The sequence below is a fragment of the Pirellulaceae bacterium genome (assembly GCA_019636385.1).
GTDB lineage: Bacteria > Planctomycetota > Planctomycetia > Pirellulales > Pirellulaceae > Aureliella.
In genome coordinates, this window is record JAHBXT010000002.1 from 515,875 (window position 1) to 533,442 (window position 17,568).

13 protein-coding genes are annotated in these 17,568 nt (G+C 55.4%); 8 read left to right on the forward strand and 5 right to left on the reverse strand.

Annotated elements, in window-relative coordinates:
- Window positions 1–42: 42 nt before the first annotated feature.
- Genes KF752_07700 through KF752_07715 form a run of 4 tightly spaced genes read right to left on the reverse strand, consistent with a single transcriptional unit; the run spans window position 43 to window position 5,092 of the window.
- On the reverse strand, window positions 43–3,885 hold the full coding sequence (locus KF752_07700) for a hypothetical protein (GenBank protein ID MBX3421425.1): 3,843 nt from the start codon (window positions 3,883–3,885) through the stop codon (window positions 43–45).
- 39 nt (window positions 3,886–3,924) lie between these two features.
- Entirely contained in the window at window positions 3,925–4,167 is a 243-nt protein-coding gene (locus tag KF752_07705) for a hypothetical protein (GenBank protein ID MBX3421426.1), read from the reverse strand.
- Window positions 4,164–4,826 carry a hypothetical protein gene (locus tag KF752_07710; protein MBX3421427.1) on the reverse strand — a complete coding sequence of 221 codons (663 nt, stop codon included), beginning with the start codon at window positions 4,824–4,826 and terminating at the stop codon, window positions 4,164–4,166. Before KF752_07710 ends, KF752_07705 begins: the two co-directional genes overlap by 4 nt.
- Window positions 4,823–5,092, reverse strand: coding sequence for a WXG100 family type VII secretion target (locus KF752_07715; protein MBX3421428.1), 270 nt, complete (start codon window positions 5,090–5,092; stop codon window positions 4,823–4,825). The genes KF752_07710 and KF752_07715 overlap by 4 nt, the downstream gene beginning before the upstream one ends.
- A gap of 565 nt (window positions 5,093–5,657) precedes the next feature.
- Between KF752_07715 and KF752_07720 the strand changes: the two genes are divergently transcribed.
- The 3 genes from KF752_07720 (at window position 5,658) to infC (ending at window position 9,001) form a co-directional block, all read left to right on the forward strand.
- Entirely contained in the window at window positions 5,658–7,460 is a 1,803-nt protein-coding gene (locus tag KF752_07720; protein ID MBX3421429.1) for a SufS family cysteine desulfurase, read from the forward strand.
- Window positions 7,461–7,651: 191 nt separating this feature from the next.
- Window positions 7,652–8,116: a hypothetical protein gene (locus KF752_07725; protein ID MBX3421430.1), complete on the forward strand. Its 465-nt coding sequence runs from the start codon at window positions 7,652–7,654 to the stop codon at window positions 8,114–8,116.
- A gap of 351 nt (window positions 8,117–8,467) precedes the next feature.
- Window positions 8,468–9,001, forward strand: coding sequence for a translation initiation factor IF-3 (gene infC, locus KF752_07730; GenBank protein MBX3421431.1), 534 nt, complete (start codon window positions 8,468–8,470; stop codon window positions 8,999–9,001).
- A gap of 243 nt (window positions 9,002–9,244) precedes the next feature.
- Here infC and KF752_07735 read toward each other — a convergent pair whose 3' ends face one another.
- Complete coding sequence (locus KF752_07735) at window positions 9,245–10,798, reverse strand: hypothetical protein (protein MBX3421432.1); 1,554 nt, start codon at window positions 10,796–10,798, stop codon at window positions 9,245–9,247.
- Between the two features lie 498 nt (window positions 10,799–11,296).
- Between KF752_07735 and KF752_07740 the strand changes: the two genes are divergently transcribed.
- The 5 genes from KF752_07740 to KF752_07760 all read left to right on the forward strand — a co-directional run bounded on the left by KF752_07740 (window position 11,297) and on the right by KF752_07760 (window position 17,408).
- Complete coding sequence (locus tag KF752_07740; GenBank protein MBX3421433.1) at window positions 11,297–13,822, forward strand: PSD1 domain-containing protein; 2,526 nt, start codon at window positions 11,297–11,299, stop codon at window positions 13,820–13,822.
- A gap of 15 nt (window positions 13,823–13,837) precedes the next feature.
- Window positions 13,838–15,238 (forward strand): DUF1501 domain-containing protein, encoded by a 1,401-nt coding sequence (locus KF752_07745; GenBank protein MBX3421434.1) that lies wholly within the window; start codon window positions 13,838–13,840, stop codon window positions 15,236–15,238.
- A 129-nt stretch (window positions 15,239–15,367) separates the two neighbouring features.
- Window positions 15,368–15,748: a hypothetical protein gene (locus KF752_07750; protein ID MBX3421435.1), complete on the forward strand. Its 381-nt coding sequence runs from the start codon at window positions 15,368–15,370 to the stop codon at window positions 15,746–15,748.
- Between the two features lie 186 nt (window positions 15,749–15,934).
- Window positions 15,935–17,107 (forward strand): M20/M25/M40 family metallo-hydrolase, encoded by a 1,173-nt coding sequence (locus tag KF752_07755; GenBank protein MBX3421436.1) that lies wholly within the window; start codon window positions 15,935–15,937, stop codon window positions 17,105–17,107.
- The gene (locus KF752_07760; protein ID MBX3421437.1) at window positions 17,097–17,408 is read left to right on the forward strand and encodes a (2Fe-2S)-binding protein; all 312 of its coding nucleotides are present in this window, start codon (window positions 17,097–17,099) and stop codon (window positions 17,406–17,408) included. Before KF752_07755 ends, KF752_07760 begins: the two co-directional genes overlap by 11 nt.
- Window positions 17,409–17,568: the final 160 nt, after the last annotated feature.

Below are 17,568 nucleotides of genomic sequence, written 5' to 3' on the forward strand. Positions count from 1 at the left end.
CTGGCGACGGTCGCAGCGGTAATTTGTCAACTGCCGCTCGCCTTAGGAAGTCTCCAGGCTATTCCAGGCGTAGGGACGGAATTTCTGCTCCTGACCGGTCGCTTCGTCGTACAACAGCATTACGTAATCACCTAACTTCGAGGCGGCGATGGAGTCGGCAAGATTCGATGAATCATTGGCGCTCATCTGCATCAATAAGCGGATTTCAATTTCGCGGAGCGCAGTTCGGGAGAGCCAGCGATTGACGGTCGAGTAACTTTCGGCCCACATCAGAGTGTGCATCCCATGGCTCGGACCGTCGCGCAGTATTTCTTCAAGCAGCTTGTCAGGCGTAACCTGTTCTTGACCAAAACTGAACTCATCCTCGCGCCGCAAGCTGCGCAGGCGCCCCAACTGGATGATCGTCAACAGCACCGGAGGATGTTGCACTGTGGGGTCAGCCATGCGCTCCAGCAGCCAGCCGTGAGCTTGTTGGATTAACACATCGGCGGTGCGCATGTCGGCAACGCTGAGTTCGCAAGGCAGTTTACGTAGGCGGTTGGGTAACGCGAGCGAACATGTGTCGGTCGGTTTGGCACCTTGAATGACGGCCACTTGAGGCCGAACTTGCCGGGCCAGCGATGCCTGTATCAGCGAATGCGATACTACATGGATGACGGCTGCGGCCAGCGAGTCCTCGCCACCGACAATCAACATGTTGCGCCCCGATTGATTGGTCAGCGGAAAGACTACAGCCGGACGGATGGCCACACTTTCGCCAACCGCGCACCAAATCGCCTCGGCGTTTACTTCATTGGAAGCCTGTTGTATTGCCCGTTGTACCTGATCGGGTTGCCACAACGCAGGTCGATTGCCATCAAAGACAACGGTGCGTCCCAGTCGATTGGTACTGCCATCAGCATTACGATAGCCGCGCGGCAAGTCGGCAAACCATTGGACCTGCGTGGCTTTGTCCAGCCAGCCAATTTGCATGGGTTGATTGCCTTCGATCCGACCTCCTGCGTCATTGTAGATGGCTTGACCAGGATACTTCAGCCGCGCCGCAGCCGGATTGTCTTCGCTAAAGATAATTTGCGCGTCGGAAGCATCACACTGCAAGGCGATGCGAACAGCCATCTGGCCCAGTGTCGTGCGCGGCAGGGAGTAAGCTCCAGCCAATGTCTGACTGCTGAGAACCGCATGGACACCAAACGAACGACCTTGTCGAACGATTCGGTCCAGAATCAAGCTGGCGGCCTGGCTTAGTTTGTCATCTTCGACAAACAGTTCTTGGAATTCATCCACAACCAGCAACATGCGTGGCATCGCCTGCGGTGGCCGGGCTTGATTCCAACTAGCGATATCCTGCACTCCAGCTTGCCGGAACAGTTCACCTCGGCGTTGCAAACAGTCATCAATATACTCAAGTGCACTGAGGCCGAATTCCCGATGACTTTCAATGCCAATAATGTCGGCATGTGCGATCTGTGCATCGCTGTATACCTGGAATTCAACTCCCTTTTTGAAGTCCAGCAACACCAGTCGCAAGCGTTCGGGCGAGTATTTGATTAACGCACTAGTAATTAGTGCGTGCAGCAAGCTGGATTTACCCGACCCCGTTTTACCAGCGATGATGGCGTGCTGCGCCGTGCCAACACCGAGCTTCAGCGAATGCACGCGCCCAACGCCGCTCTGACCAATCGGGATTTCTAGCAGTCGTGAACTGTCCGCCCGCCAGCGCTGTGGCGGATCGATGGGGATCATCCGAGCCAAGGGAACTTCCACACGACTTGCCGCCTGCGCTCGTCGGCCTACCTCGGCAATCATCGCATTGGTTTGCTGCTGGGTGGCAGGCGCGTCGCAAATCAGTTTCTGCTGACCCAATCTTAGTGATTGGACGCTTATTCCATCGCGTTCATCCACCTGCACATGCATGCCGCGACGCTGCACATAATCGCGCTGCGGCCCCGTCCAACCACTGGCCGGAGACACAATCAGGATGGGTAGGATGCCGCACCGCGCGCCGCTGTCCAGCAGGCTTTGCAAACTTTTCCACGAGGACTCGTCCAAGCCGTTGGGGAAGCTAGACCAGACCAACAATCGAAACGGCTCGGCCAACGCTCCAGCCTGGCGATTGTACGCGGAAATATCTGAAAACTGATTGCGCAGCGACTGTTGTATGAAATCTTCCGCAGCTGCTGCCAGCGTCTGCAATTGGCGTGCGATGTGGCTGGGCTGAGTCCACACGCGATGTGAGACCAATGCGGGATCAATATCACCCAAGGACATCAGCCAGCCAAAGTCGCGTCCTAGCCCCGGCGGATCAATGACGCAAATCTGGGTCTTGCCCGCCGGCAGCGTGGTCAAAGCACGCAAAATCAACGATCTCACCAGTTGCTCTGTGGCCCGTTGCGCGGGATCGCCATGAATGACCAAATAGTTGTCGATCAGCGGCGAATAGAGCCACGGTACCGTCAGCGACGATTGCTCTGCAGGTAGCCAATCAAAGGATGCCCCATCCAGCTGCAATTGACCTATGGGAAGTACCGGTTGCGAAAGCAACTCGGGCCAGTCCGGTAGTGTTTCCATTTTTGCCCAGTCAGGAAATCTCGCCTGGTGCCAATTGCGACAGCGGTTGATCTGTCGCAATGCCTTTTGGACTCCTGAATTTAATCGCCATGATCCTTGGCGGGTTAACCACTCAATACGCTGATTTAACTCGGCAGTGGTCGCCAACACTTGCTGGTTGGCGTCCGATTCCCGCTGTTGGGCGATCTGGTTGCCCTCATGCATCAACTGAGTGAACCGTTGGTCAACCTCCTGAAGGTGGCTGGTCAATTCTTGCGCAGCGACCGACTTGTCTTGCTGTGCGGTTGCGCGAATCCTGGCAATGGTGGTTTCCAGTCGTTGCTTGATCGCCGAACTTTCGGAGCGTTGCCATGATTTGACCTGCTCCAGTCGTTCATCACGCTTTTGCGCTCGTTTTTTGAGCTCTTGTTCCTGTTCATGGGTCGCTAATTCCAGTCCCTGTTCCTGGTATTTGCGAGCCACAGCCAATTGGCCTCGGACTCGCGGATACTCGGCAGCGGCAGCCCGCTTTTGCCAAGGCCGCACACCAAGCATGCCGGCGACCACCATAGCGCACGTACCGCCAACACCTATGGGAATGGCCAGCAGCGGTGGTAGCCTGGCTCCCATGATCAAGCCGGTGCTGGTGACCACAAAAAACAATCCACACAGTAGCCACCAGGTGACCGAGGACAGGAAGCGGCCCAGCGGTAGATTCTCGAGTTTGTGAACAACTTGACCGGCAGTGCGAACGGCATCTTCTGCGAGCTTCAGCGCCTGCTGCGAATCGGCGGGTTGAGTCGCTGGAAAGTTTTCGATCCCTTGGGGTTGTGACAAATTGTGTACCGCCAAAGCTGCGTCGGCAGCCTGTTGGATTCCGGCGATGGTGCGAGTGCAAGCCGCTATTTGTCCGCGATACTGAGTCAACTTGGCCCCCGCGGCTTCCACTGCAACCATGAATTGCTTTTCTAAGTCAGTTGCCCGCGATTTGGCCTGTTCGCGAACATGCTCCAAGTCGGCTTGAGCCTCCTCGCGCAGCTTCTTTTCGCGGCTGTGTGTTTCAGAGACCGCGCGATATGCCTTCAGCTCAGCAGCGTCCCAATACTGGAGTCTACTTTCATCCCACTGGTCGGTCGTCGCCAATTGTTGCTGTTGAGACTCATGGGCCAGTTGTCCAAGTTGCTGACGATGGGCTTGCTCCAGTTGCCGAATCTGCTGGGTAAGCTCCCCGACTTGGCTGGATAACTGCTGAGCGCTGCTCGCGCTGCGCTGTTGCAATCCATTGAGTAGGCGTTCGAGCCGTGGTCGCGGCAGCGGGTAAGCGTTGGAATGGCTCATCGAGCTCATAAGCTCCTGGGACTGGCGGGAACTGAGCGGCTACGAAAGGTCGGGGTCCTGAAGCTGCTTGCAAATACCTTCAAATTGTTCAACCAACACCGACAACTCTGCAATCAGTTGGCTAATCTGCGGCCGAACATCAGACGTGTGCTGCCTCAAAAATCCACGACCAACATCGTCCTTCCAGACTTCGGCAATCGACTGCACTTGATTATCAAACTGATCATTAAGTTTGCTAATGCGCTGTATAGCCCCCGTCAAGTCATGGCTGAAACGTCTCATAAAGCTTCCCCCGATTGCGGAGTAGGTAGCGAGCTTGTGCGATCGGATGATTGTTCTGTCGGATGTTCCTCCAGAGGAGCCGCAGACAACATTGAGCCCTCTAAATGGCTTGCGTCATTTGCCACGGGCATGGTGTCAGATGTCGCAGCGGACCTGTTGGTCGAGATCGCGGACGCACCACTTCGCAGTTGCGTGTAGTTGATGAGCCTCTCGATATGCGACTTTAGCCGGTCATGGGCAACCAGCAACTCCGCCTCGGCTAGGTCGCGACAACGATGCAGTTTGGTGTGTACCTTGAGCAAGTGTTGCTGCCAGCGAAGGCTGGCTGCCTGTCCCTGTTTGATTTTTTGCTCGCACAATTGGAGTCGTTCCTTTTCGCGGGCCACCCGTTTCTTTTCCTCAGTGCACGGTCGTTGTTCGTTTGGGCGGACACTGGCCAGGCACCGCGAAAGTTGTTGCGAGTACTCGGACAGCCGGCGCTGAGACAATTGTAACTGACCGCGCCAATAGGCATCGGCGTCGTTATCGATCCACCCGGTCAAGCGTCGCGTTTCCAGCTCCAGTCCGTCCAACTCCTTCAGCAGCGACTGACGCACCAGCTGTAGATCCTGAGCAAACCGCTCAAGGGCTTCCAGCGAAAAGACTTTGGCACCACTCATCGTTGCAAATACTGTTCAATAATCTCGGCCTTCTTGACCAGGTACGGCACATGCCGCTCTGACATTTCCAGGAGCTTTTGAACCAGTTTGACCTGCTGGTCGAATTCGTCGCTGAAGCGCCGTTGCTCCTGGTCTCGCCAACTGTCATTCAGACGAGCCTGGGCTTGTGTCAGCGCCGCAGTTGACTCGCGAATAGACTGTGTATATCGCTGGAGCATGGCTGCAAACTGTCGCAGCTGTTCTGGGTCAACGATGGCCTGAGGCATGGTACGTCTTATTCATGAAAAACAAATAACGTCTGCAGAGCAGCACCAGCAGTCGGCCATACAACCGCCGCACAAATTGGCTAGACCGCCACCGCATGGCATTTGCTTTGCAGCAGCTCACGATGGCAGATCGTTTGCCCTCCCAGCCATTCTACGCCCCAATGGCTGTTGTTCCTACGGCCATGAGTGTAAATCTGATGGATGCCGGTAGCCGTGGCAATGGCAATAGCGTAAAAGTAGCTACCGTCGCCAGGCTGGGCGACTGGTATATGCTGTGGGGTGCACGCACCATTGTTGCAGCGAACCTCCAACGCCCGTGCATACTCAACAATATTGGCTGTTGAGCTTACAATGAACCGGGCTAGCTTTGTCAGTGTTCACGGGCAGGGCGGTTGGCACCAGCTGGGCCGCTCACAGCGGCATCGAATCGCTCAAGGTACATTGAAATCGCCCCACGAGTATTGAATTCGATTGGTTCGGCCGCGTGACGGCCAGCCGGCAGCGTGGACAGAAGTTGAAGTGAAACGTCAAGTGCAGTATTTCTCTATCGATATGAACGAGTCTTATGCCAGACCAAACGCTTGATCGCGTGCGCGACGATTTTCCGATTCTGTCGACTTCGATGAACGGCCGGCCCTTGGTCTATTTGGACAATGCTGCCAGTACGCAAAAGCCTGTGGCGGTTATCGACGCCATCGCCAACTATTATCGGTGCGATCACGCCAATATTCATCGCGGTGTCTATGAATTGAGTCAAAGGGCAACGGATCAGTACGAGGCGGCTCGCGTGGCAGTGGCCAAGTTCCTAGGCGGTGTCGCGCCAGAAGAGTGCATTTTTACGCGCGGCACGACCGAGTCGATTAACTTGGTGGCCAGCTCCTGGGGGCGCAGCCAGTTGCAGCCGGGCGACGAAGTGCTGCTGACCGGATCAGAGCATCATTCCAACATCGTGCCTTGGCAAATGGTCTGTCAAGAAACAGGGGCCTGCCTGCGAGTGGTGCAGCCCGATGCAAATGGTGTCATCCACGTCCAGGACTTTCAGGCCGCCCTGGGCCCACGCACGCGACTGGTGGCGATGCAACATACGTCCAATGCTCTAGGGATTGTGCACGATGTTCACCAATTTGCGCGTTTGGCGCGACAGGCCGGAGCGACAATTCTAATCGACGGTGCGCAATCCGTTGCGCATCAAGCCACCGACTTGACGTCGCTGAATTGCGATTTTTTTGCCTTCAGCGGGCACAAGCTGTACGGTCCGACAGGTATTGGCGTTTTGTGGGGGCGACGTGAATTGTTGCAGTCGCTACCGCCGTACATGGGCGGTGGTGATATGATCGACACTGTGACTTTCCAGAAAACGACCTATGCCGCCTTGCCGAATCGCTTTGAAGCTGGCACACCGCACATCGCGGGCGCAATTGGACTGGCGGCCGCTATCGACTACATCCGCCAGATCGGATGGGGTGCGATTGCCGCTCATGAAGCGGAACTGCTCAGTCAGGCTACCAAGCGACTGAGCGCTATCGGTGGTTTGCAAATCATTGGGCAATCGTCACACAAGGCGGCTATCGTGAGCTTTGTCGTTCGGGAACCAGAGATCGCTGCACTGGATATCGCCACCGCACTGAGTTTGGAAGGCATTGCCGTGCGCACAGGACATCATTGCTGCATGCCGCTGATGCAGCATCTGGGAATTGCCGGCACCTGCCGAGCTTCATTTGCTATTTACAATACTATTGCGGAAGTCGATCGGCTAGCAGATGTGCTCGAGCAGTACATTGCCGAACGCCATCGGGCAGTCGTGGGCAGAAATAGCATCGGCCTGACTGAGAAATCGAAACAGCCATCCTCCGTCGCTGACCGGTTCAATAGAACTGCTACTGAATCTGCCGAGGTTTCCGAAATCACGTTTGCTGGCCCCGCCGGTGACAGCCCGCAGGCTATCGCGCAAACATTAGCCGATGAATTCTCGTGGTGTGATGATCCGGCCAGTAAGACTAAGTTTCTGTTGGAATTAGGTCAACAATTGCCCGATACCTTTGGACAGCTCAAAGCAATCACCACTAGTGTGCCGGGGTGCATGAGCGAAGTGTATTTGATTGGACGCCCCACGGCTGACGATCCTCAGCGTATTGAATTTACTGGCGATTCCAATGCGCAGATCGTCCGTGGGTTGATTGCAGTGCTTCAGCAGCTGTTTTCGGGACAATCTGCAGCCGCCGTCCTGGAGTTTGACGTTGAATCCTTCTTTCGCCGCATTGGACTGGACCAATTCATTACCAGCCAGCGCCGTAGCGGTTTGGCCGGAATGGTGCGACGGATTCAAGTGCTCGCCCAAGGCCAACTGGACCGCCTGCGGGCCAGTTGATGAGTAAATAGGACGAGCAGGTCCTGGCAGGTGGGAGCAGCTCGGGAAATTACCGGGAAGCTTCAGGAATTGTGGCTCCTACCTGTTGCGACGGTTTGTCACATTCCGTAGAGTAAAGTGGTTGATGGGCTCAAGTCGGCGTCCGAGTAGCGATCGCCGAAGTCAAGTGTTTCTAACTACGGAGAAGAATTATGAAACGACGAACTCTCGTTGGTTCGCTAGTCGCGACGCTGGTCGTATGCGTTTCCCTGGTGTTCGCTGAAGGTGTATCGTTGGAAGGCGTCAAATGCTTGATGGCGCCTAAGGACGCTAAGGAAGCAAACGCAGCTGACTGGAAAGATGGCAAAGTCTACTTCTGCTGTGGCGGCTGCAAGGGCAAGTTCGAGAAGATGTCCAAGGACGACAAAGAAAAGATGGCTGCCAAGTCAAACGCTCAGCTGGTTGCTACCAAGCAGTATAAGCAAGAAGCCTGCCCGATTTCTGGTGGCAAGCTGAATCTTGACACCGCCATTGAAGTCGGTGGCGCTAAAGTCGCATTCTGCTGTGGCAACTGCAAGGGCAAAGTTGAGAGCATGAAGGATGACGAAAAGATGGAAACGGTCTATGGCGAGAAAGCGTTTGCCAAAGCCAAATTCACCAAGGTCGAGTCCAAGTAATTGGGCCCTGCTTAACACTTTGCAACCCCGGGGCTCGTAAAGCGAGCTACTGGACAAATAGCGCGTGCCCGTGGTGGGCATGCGTTTTTTTTGTGCCAACGCCGTTGGTTGAATCCACTAGAATGCGCGATATTAAGATAGGGAATATTGACTTAAATCCGATAAATATGTGATACTTGGGAGGTGTGTGCCGCGCGGCGCACTTTCCAAGAGTTACAATTGTAGGGGCGCGGCAGACTTCACCCGAAGTTGGCCGCCAACGAGACCATTGACCAGCTCTACCGCCATAGCCGTTTATGGCGACGTTCAGAGCGCTGGCTGACTTTACCGAAAGGGACAATTGAAGACGTGGTGACTCCAGTAAATCGTCGAAACGAGAGGAATGCCGATTCCACAAGGATTAACAATCATATTCGCGAACGACAAGTTCGCGTCATCAGTGAGACCGGGGAGCAGTTGGGGGTTCTGACCATCGACGCTGCCCTGGATCGAGCCCGCGAAGTGGGGCTCGATCTAGTTGAAGTTGCGGCTACGGAGAAGCCGCCGGTTTGCCGCATCATGGACTACGGCAAGTACAAATATGAAAAGAGCAAGAAGAAGCACAGTCAATCTTCGGCTCATCAAACCAAGCTCAAAGAGATACGCTTGCGTCCCAAGACGGGCGATCACGATATCCAGTTCAAGCTCAAGCAAGCCGTCAGCTTTCTAAAGCACAAAGACAAAGTGCAGGTGTCTGTTATCTTCCGTGGTCGTGAGATGGCTCACGTCGAAGAGGGCTTGCGCGTCATGGAGGGCGTGCTTGAACAGCTTTTGCAACACGGTAAGCTTGAATCAAGCCCACAACAAATGGGCCGCCGCATGATGTGCACAGTAGCCCCCAAGTAGCTACGCTCGCCACCAGCTTAGGAGCCACTCTCGACAGAGAGTGGCGGCTTTGGCCGGACGTTGCTTGAGGACCATTTGACTGGTAGGGCGGGATAAGCCTGTCCAAGGTGGCCTGGGGGGTTGCATCTTTAAGTGTGCGCCAAGCCACACGACTCATTCAACCGTAATATGTTTCGCGCAGCGCCGGTCCACCACCGAGGCTGTGTGTGCGCAGACTGGTGACTGCAACGTAACGTACAGTCACTAGTATCCGAAGCCAATGCGCACGACAAAGTTATCGCGTAAATCCAGGTTGTCAGCCGGTCGGTCTTTGTAAAGTAGCTCGCGACTGAACGCGTAACCGGCTTCTGCAAAGCCGACGCGGCGGCCGTCGCGCATCATTTCGTTGCGCCCCCACTCCAACCCAAACACGATCCGCACATCGTTGATGTCGACGGCATCTTTGGTGCTGTCATCGCGACGCACCGTCCAATTGCCGCCTCCGTAGTAGGCCGCTACGTACCACCAGGTGTCCGTATTACCCAGAGTTGTCATATACGACGACAGCTTGGGCTCGGGAAAGAATATGTCCAATCGTGTGCCGGGATTGGGTTGCCACAAAAAGCCACCAGCCGGTAACAGTTTGACCCGGTTGCGATCCAAATACAGGATGCCCAGCTTGAGGGTGCTTTGTGGAGTCAACCGCACGCGACCGATGCCACGCCCTAGAATGCGTAAGCTTCGCGTGCTGATCGCATCGAAGTCGCTGAAGATACCAACGCGTGTCCCAAGCTCAGCTCCAAAAATACGCGCTGGATCGGATTGCCAGCCAACGTCCAAGAACGCCGAAAAAGCGTTTGATGGTAAGTCGGCTGTATTGGCGGGATTCAGATAGGATCGCGGACCATCCCACAGATGTAGCGAAAATGAAGGCAGCAAATAGACAGGCTGCGTCGAAAACAGAAAGTTGGGAATCGCAAATGCCAGCGAGACGTCCGTATCGTTAATTGCCAAGTCATTGTGCTTCTTGTCACCGTGAATATATGTGTGTCGAAAACGCGGGCCTTGGAACAAGCGGATAAAAGTTGGGGGCTGGCCAAGCTGCCCGTTGAACATCGAGCCAGACGGATTCCAGTTCGTGCCGCCCCAGCCTCCGCTTTGTCCCGGCAGCCACCCCCCAGGGTAACCTGGATTGTATGCCGGCGCACCATACGTGCCGCCACCGAAGCCGTTATTGCTGGAACCTCCAAACCAGTTTTGAAACAGTCCTCCCGAGCCGCTTCCGTAATTGTAAGCACCCGGAAAGAGCGCCGATGGAGTGCTATTGGGATACATGCCTGGCCCAGAAATCGCTCCAGGAGCCAATGCTGGATTGGTATTGATGATCGCGCTTTGGCCTGCGCCAGGCAAAGGCGGTGGCGGACCTGTATAGGATGGATAGGTTCCCGGTCCAATGCCACCCAAAGGTGTTCCCGTAGGGTAGGGAACGCTGGGTGTGTAGCCAGGCAGAACCTGGGGTGCATAGCTGGTATTGGGTAGCGATGGCGGGACCGTGCTGGCTGGAACAGCTAACGCCGCGCCACTTTGTGGTCGCAATCCGCTGAATGCCCCTGTACTCGGAGCATACGGATCAAATCCCAGGGGAGAACCCGAATTTAGCGGTACCATAGGAGGGATTGAAGTAGACGGTGCACCGTTCTGCGCGATCCGCAATCCATGAGCCGGTGTAAGTGCGCCAGACAATTGCCCCCAGCTCGGCGTAGCTCCCACGAGCACGCTCAGCAAGCCGGCAATCAATCGTAAGGCAGTCGACCGCATATAGAATTGGCGTATGATGGAAACGGGAATAGTGAAACCCAACCGCGCACGCGTTGCGCACCACTTCTCGCCGTCTGCTGTAGTCGATTGACAGCAGGATCGTCAATACTGTTTCTGGTCACGGCAGTTTACGGCGGTTGCACTTTGCGCTTCGTCGGTATCGCGTTTGCCAAAGCAATCGCAGCTTCGCTAGCAATTTTTGGGGTGGTGCTGGAAACGCACTGGTGACAGGAGCATCGACGTCGCCACCTGGAGCGCTCATGGCGTTGGAAGGACAGTCCCAGTTGCATATCCAGGGTGGCCATGTTCTTAAATTTCTTAAATGATGCGTATTGAAGCCAGCTTGGCACCTAGCCCTTGGGCCAGGGCCCTTGTTGCCACTCACGTCGGGATTGAGTAAGCTGGCTAATGCCTGCCAATCCCCACTAGTGAACAATCCCCGCCATGCCCACCTGGATGAAGTCTGGTCCACAACTCCATCGGTCCGGATTCGGCTGGATGGCCATTTTTGCTTGGATCAGTCTGCCTCTGGCAACAGCCGTCCAGCCTCCAGCGTCTAGCATTGAACTCAGCCAACTAAATGCAGAGTCCCAGACTGCTGCAATCGAGTTCTTCGAAAGCAAAATTCGGCCTTATTTAGTCGAACATTGCTATACATGTCACGCTGCTGATTCAAAAATCATTCGCGGCGGACTGCTCCTCGACAGCCGTGCGGGTTTGCTCAGAGGCGGCGACAGCGGGCCGGCTGTTGTTCCCGGCAACCCCGAGGAAAGTTTGTTGTTGTCCGCATTGAAACACGAGTCGTTTGAGATGCCGCCGGATCGAAAACTGCCCAATCCGGTGATTGCGGACTTTCAGCAATGGATTTCAAGTGGTGCTTTAGACCCACGCGATGCCGGGACCGCCGAGCCACCACGCGAAGTCGACTTCGAGACTGCCCAGTCACACTGGGCATTCCAGCCCATCTCTGAGCCAACTCCACCTGAGGTGATCGGAGAATCATGGATTCAAAGCCCCATCGATCGGTTCGTGCTGGCACGACTAGAAGCCGCTGGCATGCAACCCCGCCCGCGAGCGGACAGGCAGACGTTGATACGGCGGGCCTATTTTGATCTCGTCGGTCTGCCGCCAACAATCGCACAAGTTGATGCTTTTCTGAACGACGAATGCCCCGCTGCGTTCGCAAACGTAGTTGAATCTCTATTAGAATCGCCGCACTACGGCGAGCGCTGGGGGCGACATTGGCTGGATTTGGTTCGCTACGCTGACTCCAATGGTGCCGACGAAAATCACCAACTTCCCAACGCTTGGCACTATCGCGATTGGGTGGTCCGAATGATCAATCGGGACCAGCCGTTGGACCAATTCATTATCGAACAGCTTGCTGGGGACTTGTTGCCCAAAACCGGTGACGAGCAGATCGACGGAGATCGACTGACTGCAACGGGAATGCTAGTCATTGGCCCTAAGATGTTGGCCGAACAGGATAAAGATAAGATGGTGATCGATATCGTCGACGAACAGATTGATACCGTCTCCCGAACCATGCTCGGTCTAACCATCGGCTGCGCCCGCTGTCATGATCATAAGTTCGATCCCATCAGCACGACAGATTATTACGCGCTTGCGGGCATTTTTTACAGCACTCAGACGATGGCCGACCGGGCCTTTGTATCCAATTGGTTGGAGCGACCACTTCCATCGGCCGAGATCGAATCACGACGCTCCGAACACCAGAAGAAAGTTGATGCTGCCAAAGCGGAATTGGCCGCTACCGCCACAACACTCAAGTCTCAAACCGAGAAGCTTGAAAAGCTGCAAGCCAAGCTTGACTCAGCGTCCGTTGAAGCACCCCACGACCCCCACCGGCTGGCGACGGTAGCGGCGTTACAGACGGTGGTTGACTTGGCGAATGCTGAATCTCCCCCGGAGGCTGAACTAGCGGCGCTCAAAGCCGAGGTTGACGCATTAACACAAAATGTCGACGAGCAAAAAAAGACGCTAGAGGGGCTCGAAAAAACGATGCCGTCATTCACCAAGGTGATGGCGGTGGACGAAGCGACACCCACTGAACTGCCGATCCACATTCGTGGCAACCACCTCACGTTGGCCAATCAAAAGGTCAGTCGCGGCATGCCCGAGATACTAACTGCCGTTGAACCGTCGCCAGCTATTCCGGCGGACCAAAGTGGTCGATTGCAGTTGGCTTACTGGTTGGTCTCGCCCGGCAACCCGTTGACTGCTCGGGTTATGGTCAACCGAATTTGGATGTGGCACTTTGGTCAAGCGCTGCTGCGGACTCCATCGAATTTTGGGCTTCGAGCTGACCAGCCGACGCACCCTGAGTTGCTCGACTATTTGGCCGGCCGATTGATCCAAGACGGCTGGTCGCTCAAGCACATGCATCGCATGATCATGAATTCGTCTACCTATCAAATGTCCAGTGATATCGAATTCCCTGAATCGCGACGATATGCCGATCAAGACCCTGACAATCGACTGCTGTGGCGTCGCCAGCGTCGGCGACTCGAAGCCGAGCCGATTCGCGATGCGGTGTTCTTCATCGGAGGTGGCCTCGATACTACACTTGGCGGAAAAGCCCCCGATACCAACGCCGGTCGCCGCGCGCTCTATTTGCCGATCAATCGCGCCTCGTTTTATGAAATGTTTTCCACCTTTGACTACGTCGAAACGGCCAACCATATCGAGCAACGCCCCACAACCACGGTACCTCAGCAAGCATTGTTTCTGTTGAATAGTCCCATAGTCCACCAACAAGCCACCGCCGCTGCTAACAAAATAATGGCTGATTACCAGACGCCGCATGAACGAATCACCGCATTATTTCGAATGCTGTATGCTCGCTTACCGTCTCCAGCGGAACTGAGCCGATCGATGCACTTTATCGAAACTGCCCAGACCGAACTTGAAAGCCTGACTGATTCTTCCCTGCGGACTTTACAAACTTGGGCGGCCCTCTGCCGTTCCATGGTCGCCGCGAATGAGTTTTTGTACATCGACTAATCCAGCCGGATTGCCATGTGGAATCGCCGACAACTTTTGCACAGAACCTCCGCTGGTTTTGGTTCTCTGGCATTGATCGATTTATTGGCCCGATGCTCAGCCGCTGAGCAAGGGATAGCCAGCCGTAGCCCGCTGGCAGCCAAATCGCCACATTTCGCGCCACGTGCCAAGCGGGTCATTTTCTTATTCATGCATGGCGGGCCATCGCATATCGACACTTTTGACTACAAGCCCCAACTGGTGAAACAAGACGGCCAGCCGCTGCCTTTCGAAAAGCCACGAATTCAATTCGCCCAAACAGGAAATCTGCTGCGCAGCCCCTGGAAATTCAAGCAATATGGCCAGTCGGGAGCCTGGGTCAGCGATCTCTTTCCGCGCGTTGGGCAGTGCGTCGACGACATTACGTTTATCAAGTCGATTTATGGCTCCAACGAAGCGCATGGAGGAGCGTTGCTAAAGATCCATACCGGGTCGGACACCTTCGTGCGACCCAGCTTGGGTGCATGGATCAGTTATGGCTTGGGAACGGAAAACGAAAGCCTGCCCAGTTTTGTAACTATCAACCCAACACTCGGTCATGGCGGCGTTCGTAATTTCGGTTCTGCGTTTCTGCCGCCGATTCATCAAGCGACAAGGATCGGTCAGACCGGTTCAGGAATGAAGAGCGCGAAAATCGAAAACTTGACTAACGATAGCGTTTCTCCTGAATTACAACGTAAGCAGCTCCAATTGTTAGGGGATTTGGACCGGTTGAAGCGACCCGGTTCATCGGCCCGGCTCGAATCGGAACTCGACGCGCGGATCGAGTCCTTTGAGTTGGCATTTCGAATGCAATCGGCCGCACCGAGCCTAATGGATATAACGGACGAGACGGAAGCCACCTTAGCACTGTATGGTATCGATGGCAGCCCGACCGACAACTACGGTCGGCAATGCCTGATCGCACGGCGCCTGTCCGAGGCCGGTGTGCGGTTCGTTCAAGTGTCGCACGCTTATTGGGATCAGCACTCGGAGTTGAAAGAAAAACACCAGGAGTTGGCTGCCGAAGTGGATAAGCCGATCGCGGGCTTGTTACAGGATTTAAAGCAGCGAGGAATGTTGGATGAAACGCTGGTGATGTGGGGCGGTGAGTTTGGTCGGACGCCAACGGCGCAAGGGAAAAATGGTCGCGACCATAATCCGCACGCATTTACCTGGTGGCTGGCGGGTGGAGGCGTCAAAGCTGGATTCAGCTATGGAGAATCGGATGATTTTGGATTCTACGCAACCCACGACAAGGTACACGTCCACGATTTGCATGCAACGATTCTGCATCTGCTAGGGATCGACCATGAGAGACTGACCTATCCCTATGGCGGTCGTGACTTTCGCTTGACCGATGTTGATGGAAATGTTGTGCATCAAATTATGGCCTGATGAATGTTCGTGTCTTGGCGACCACCTGGGCGGCGGTGAATGGTCGTGCACAGATTGCCTTAGGGACTCAGCGTGAATACTAGAACCGCCAGTGCCGCTGGTTTAACACTCTGGGTGTGGCTGTGGAAGCTGACCAGGATTGTGTGGGCGAGTCCCTATAGTTTGCTTGGAGTACTGGTGGGAGGGGTGGGATTGCTGTCCGGGGGACATGTGCGCCTCAGTGGAGGCGTGCTGGAATTCTACGGTGGATTTACCAGATGGTTTGTCCAGCACCTGCCGACCGGTGCTCATACCCTGGGCGTTACGTGGGGGCATGTAATCTTGGGACAAAGTGCGCAGGCGTTGGAATACGCGGCCGAGCATGAGCGGGTTCATGTCCGCCAATTCGAGCTGTGGGGACCGTTGATGGGGCCGGCATACCTGTCGGCATCACTCTACGTTTGGTTGCGCGGCGGCCACGCATATCTGGATAACCCTTTTGAGATTGCCGCCTATCGCAAAGCACCCTAACAGGCGACAATCAATGGCCAGTAGGGCCCGGCGGTCCTTAAGCAACTGACCCCACCTGAACTCGTTAATTGAGCGGCCAATGCGATTTTCCCACGCGCTACCATCGCCAGAGTGTTGGCGGTCAGCTTGCCTGTCGTCTGGCGACGGTAGCTACTGTTTGGCCGCTCACGCAACCTAGAATGCCTCATGAATAACATCGACGAGAAACGTGCTATTGAACTGGTCATGCGACTGATGGCCATTCCGGGTAAGAGTTGCGAGGAATCGCTGATTGCCCAATCGGTCGTTGCCGAGTTAGAGCAGTTAGGAATCCCGTCCACTTGCATTACATTCGATAACGCTCACCAGCGAACGCCACAGCCGGGGCAAGTCGGCAATCTGATCGCCAAGTTACCTGGCGACCGACGCTTGCCGCGAATCATGTTGTCGGCGCACCTGGACACGGTGCCAATCTGCGTGGGGTGCGTTCCGAAGCGTCGTGGCCAGGTTATCTATTCGGCCAACCGTGAAACCGGGTTAGGGGCTGATGATCGCGCTGGGGTAGCTGCCGTGCTGACCAGCCTCAGGCATGTCCTGCAAATGCCGCAGCGGCCGCCGATAACGGCTTGTTTTTTCGTTCAAGAGGAAATTGGTTTGCAAGGCAGTCGCCATCTTTCTGTGAACAAACTCGGTCGGCCGAGCATGGCGCTGAACTTCGATGGAGGCAATCCTTACAAGTTGACCTTAGGAGCCACTGGCGGTGAGCGGATTTGGATTCGCTTGCTCGGTATTCCTGCTCACGCGGGCCTAGCACCGCAGACAGGTGCCAGCGCCATTGAAGCTGCGGGATTGGCCATCGCCGCGCTGCACAAAGGCCGCTGGCTTGGTGCCGTTCGCAAGGGCCGACGAACAGGCACCAGCAATATTGGCATCATCCGTGGCGGCCTGGCGACCAACGTCGTCACAGAATTGGTTGAGATTGCGGCCGAAGCCCGTAGCCATGACCGCGCAATGCGCACGGAGATTGCCGAAGCCATCCAGTCTGCTTTTCATCAAGCGGCGTCTCAGGTGGTCAATGATCAAGGACAAGCGGTGCGCGCTAACGTCGAGCGGCGAGTGGACTACGATTCGTTCCTGCTGGACCCTAATAGCCCGATCGTGGCCGTGACCCAACGGGCGATTGAATCTTTGGGCATGCAGCCTGAGCAAGGCGTGACTAATGGAGGCATCGATGCCAATTGGTTGGTTGAGCATGGCATTCCAACTGTAACCCTTGGTTGCGGCCAGCGCCATGTGCACACCAATCAGGAGCAATTGGACATTCCAGACTATCTGGCCGCCTGCAAGATCGCCCTGCGAGTCCTAACACATGCGGCCTGACGATGAACTGTGTCTGTGCTTTCACGTTACCTGGCGCAAGGTGATGAACTACATCCGTGTCCACCGCGTGAAGCTGCCCAGTCAGTTAGCCAACTGCCAGAATGCGGGAACAGGCTGCGGCTGGTGTCGTCGTTCCATGCAGTGTCTAGTACAACAAATGCAAGACGATCCCCCCGCTCCGGATCAAGTGGACCAATGGCTTGCTGAGAAATACCCAGCCAGCGCAAACTACCGCACCGGCCGCGCCCGTTATATTGCACAGGGTCATGGCACTCCCCCCAAGCCGGAATCTGAAACTTAGGGCCGGGTAGTAAGGCCATGGTAGTCTTCTGCCTAACGTTGGCTGAGCAGGTTTTCAGGTCCAAGGTCTGTGGCAGCTATGAACTGCTGTGTACAAGTCAGCGGCCCCGCCCTAGATAGTTGAGCGGCCATCAGCAATTGGCCAGCAGCCACCGTCACTA

Excerpts from the sequence above, each read along its gene's own strand:
- KF752_07700 (MBX3421425.1), bottom strand. The coding sequence starts at position 3,885 with ATGAGCCATTCCAACGCTTACCCGCTGCCGCGACCACGGCTCGAACGC.
- KF752_07705 (MBX3421426.1), bottom strand. The coding sequence starts at position 4,167 with ATGAGACGTTTCAGCCATGACTTGACGGGGGCTATACAGCGCATTAGC.
- KF752_07710 (MBX3421427.1), bottom strand. The coding sequence starts at position 4,826 with ATGAGTGGTGCCAAAGTCTTTTCGCTGGAAGCCCTTGAGCGGTTTGCT.
- KF752_07715 (MBX3421428.1), bottom strand. The coding sequence starts at position 5,092 with ATGCCTCAGGCCATCGTTGACCCAGAACAGCTGCGACAGTTTGCAGCC.
- KF752_07720 (MBX3421429.1), top strand. The coding sequence starts at position 5,658 with ATGCCAGACCAAACGCTTGATCGCGTGCGCGACGATTTTCCGATTCTG.
- KF752_07725 (MBX3421430.1), top strand. The coding sequence starts at position 7,652 with ATGAAACGACGAACTCTCGTTGGTTCGCTAGTCGCGACGCTGGTCGTA.
- KF752_07735 (MBX3421432.1), bottom strand. The coding sequence starts at position 10,798 with ATGCGGTCGACTGCCTTACGATTGATTGCCGGCTTGCTGAGCGTGCTC.
- KF752_07740 (MBX3421433.1), top strand. The coding sequence starts at position 11,297 with ATGGCCATTTTTGCTTGGATCAGTCTGCCTCTGGCAACAGCCGTCCAG.
- KF752_07745 (MBX3421434.1), top strand. The coding sequence starts at position 13,838 with ATGTGGAATCGCCGACAACTTTTGCACAGAACCTCCGCTGGTTTTGGT.
- KF752_07755 (MBX3421436.1), top strand. The coding sequence starts at position 15,935 with ATGAATAACATCGACGAGAAACGTGCTATTGAACTGGTCATGCGACTG.
- KF752_07760 (MBX3421437.1), top strand. The coding sequence starts at position 17,097 with ATGCGGCCTGACGATGAACTGTGTCTGTGCTTTCACGTTACCTGGCGC.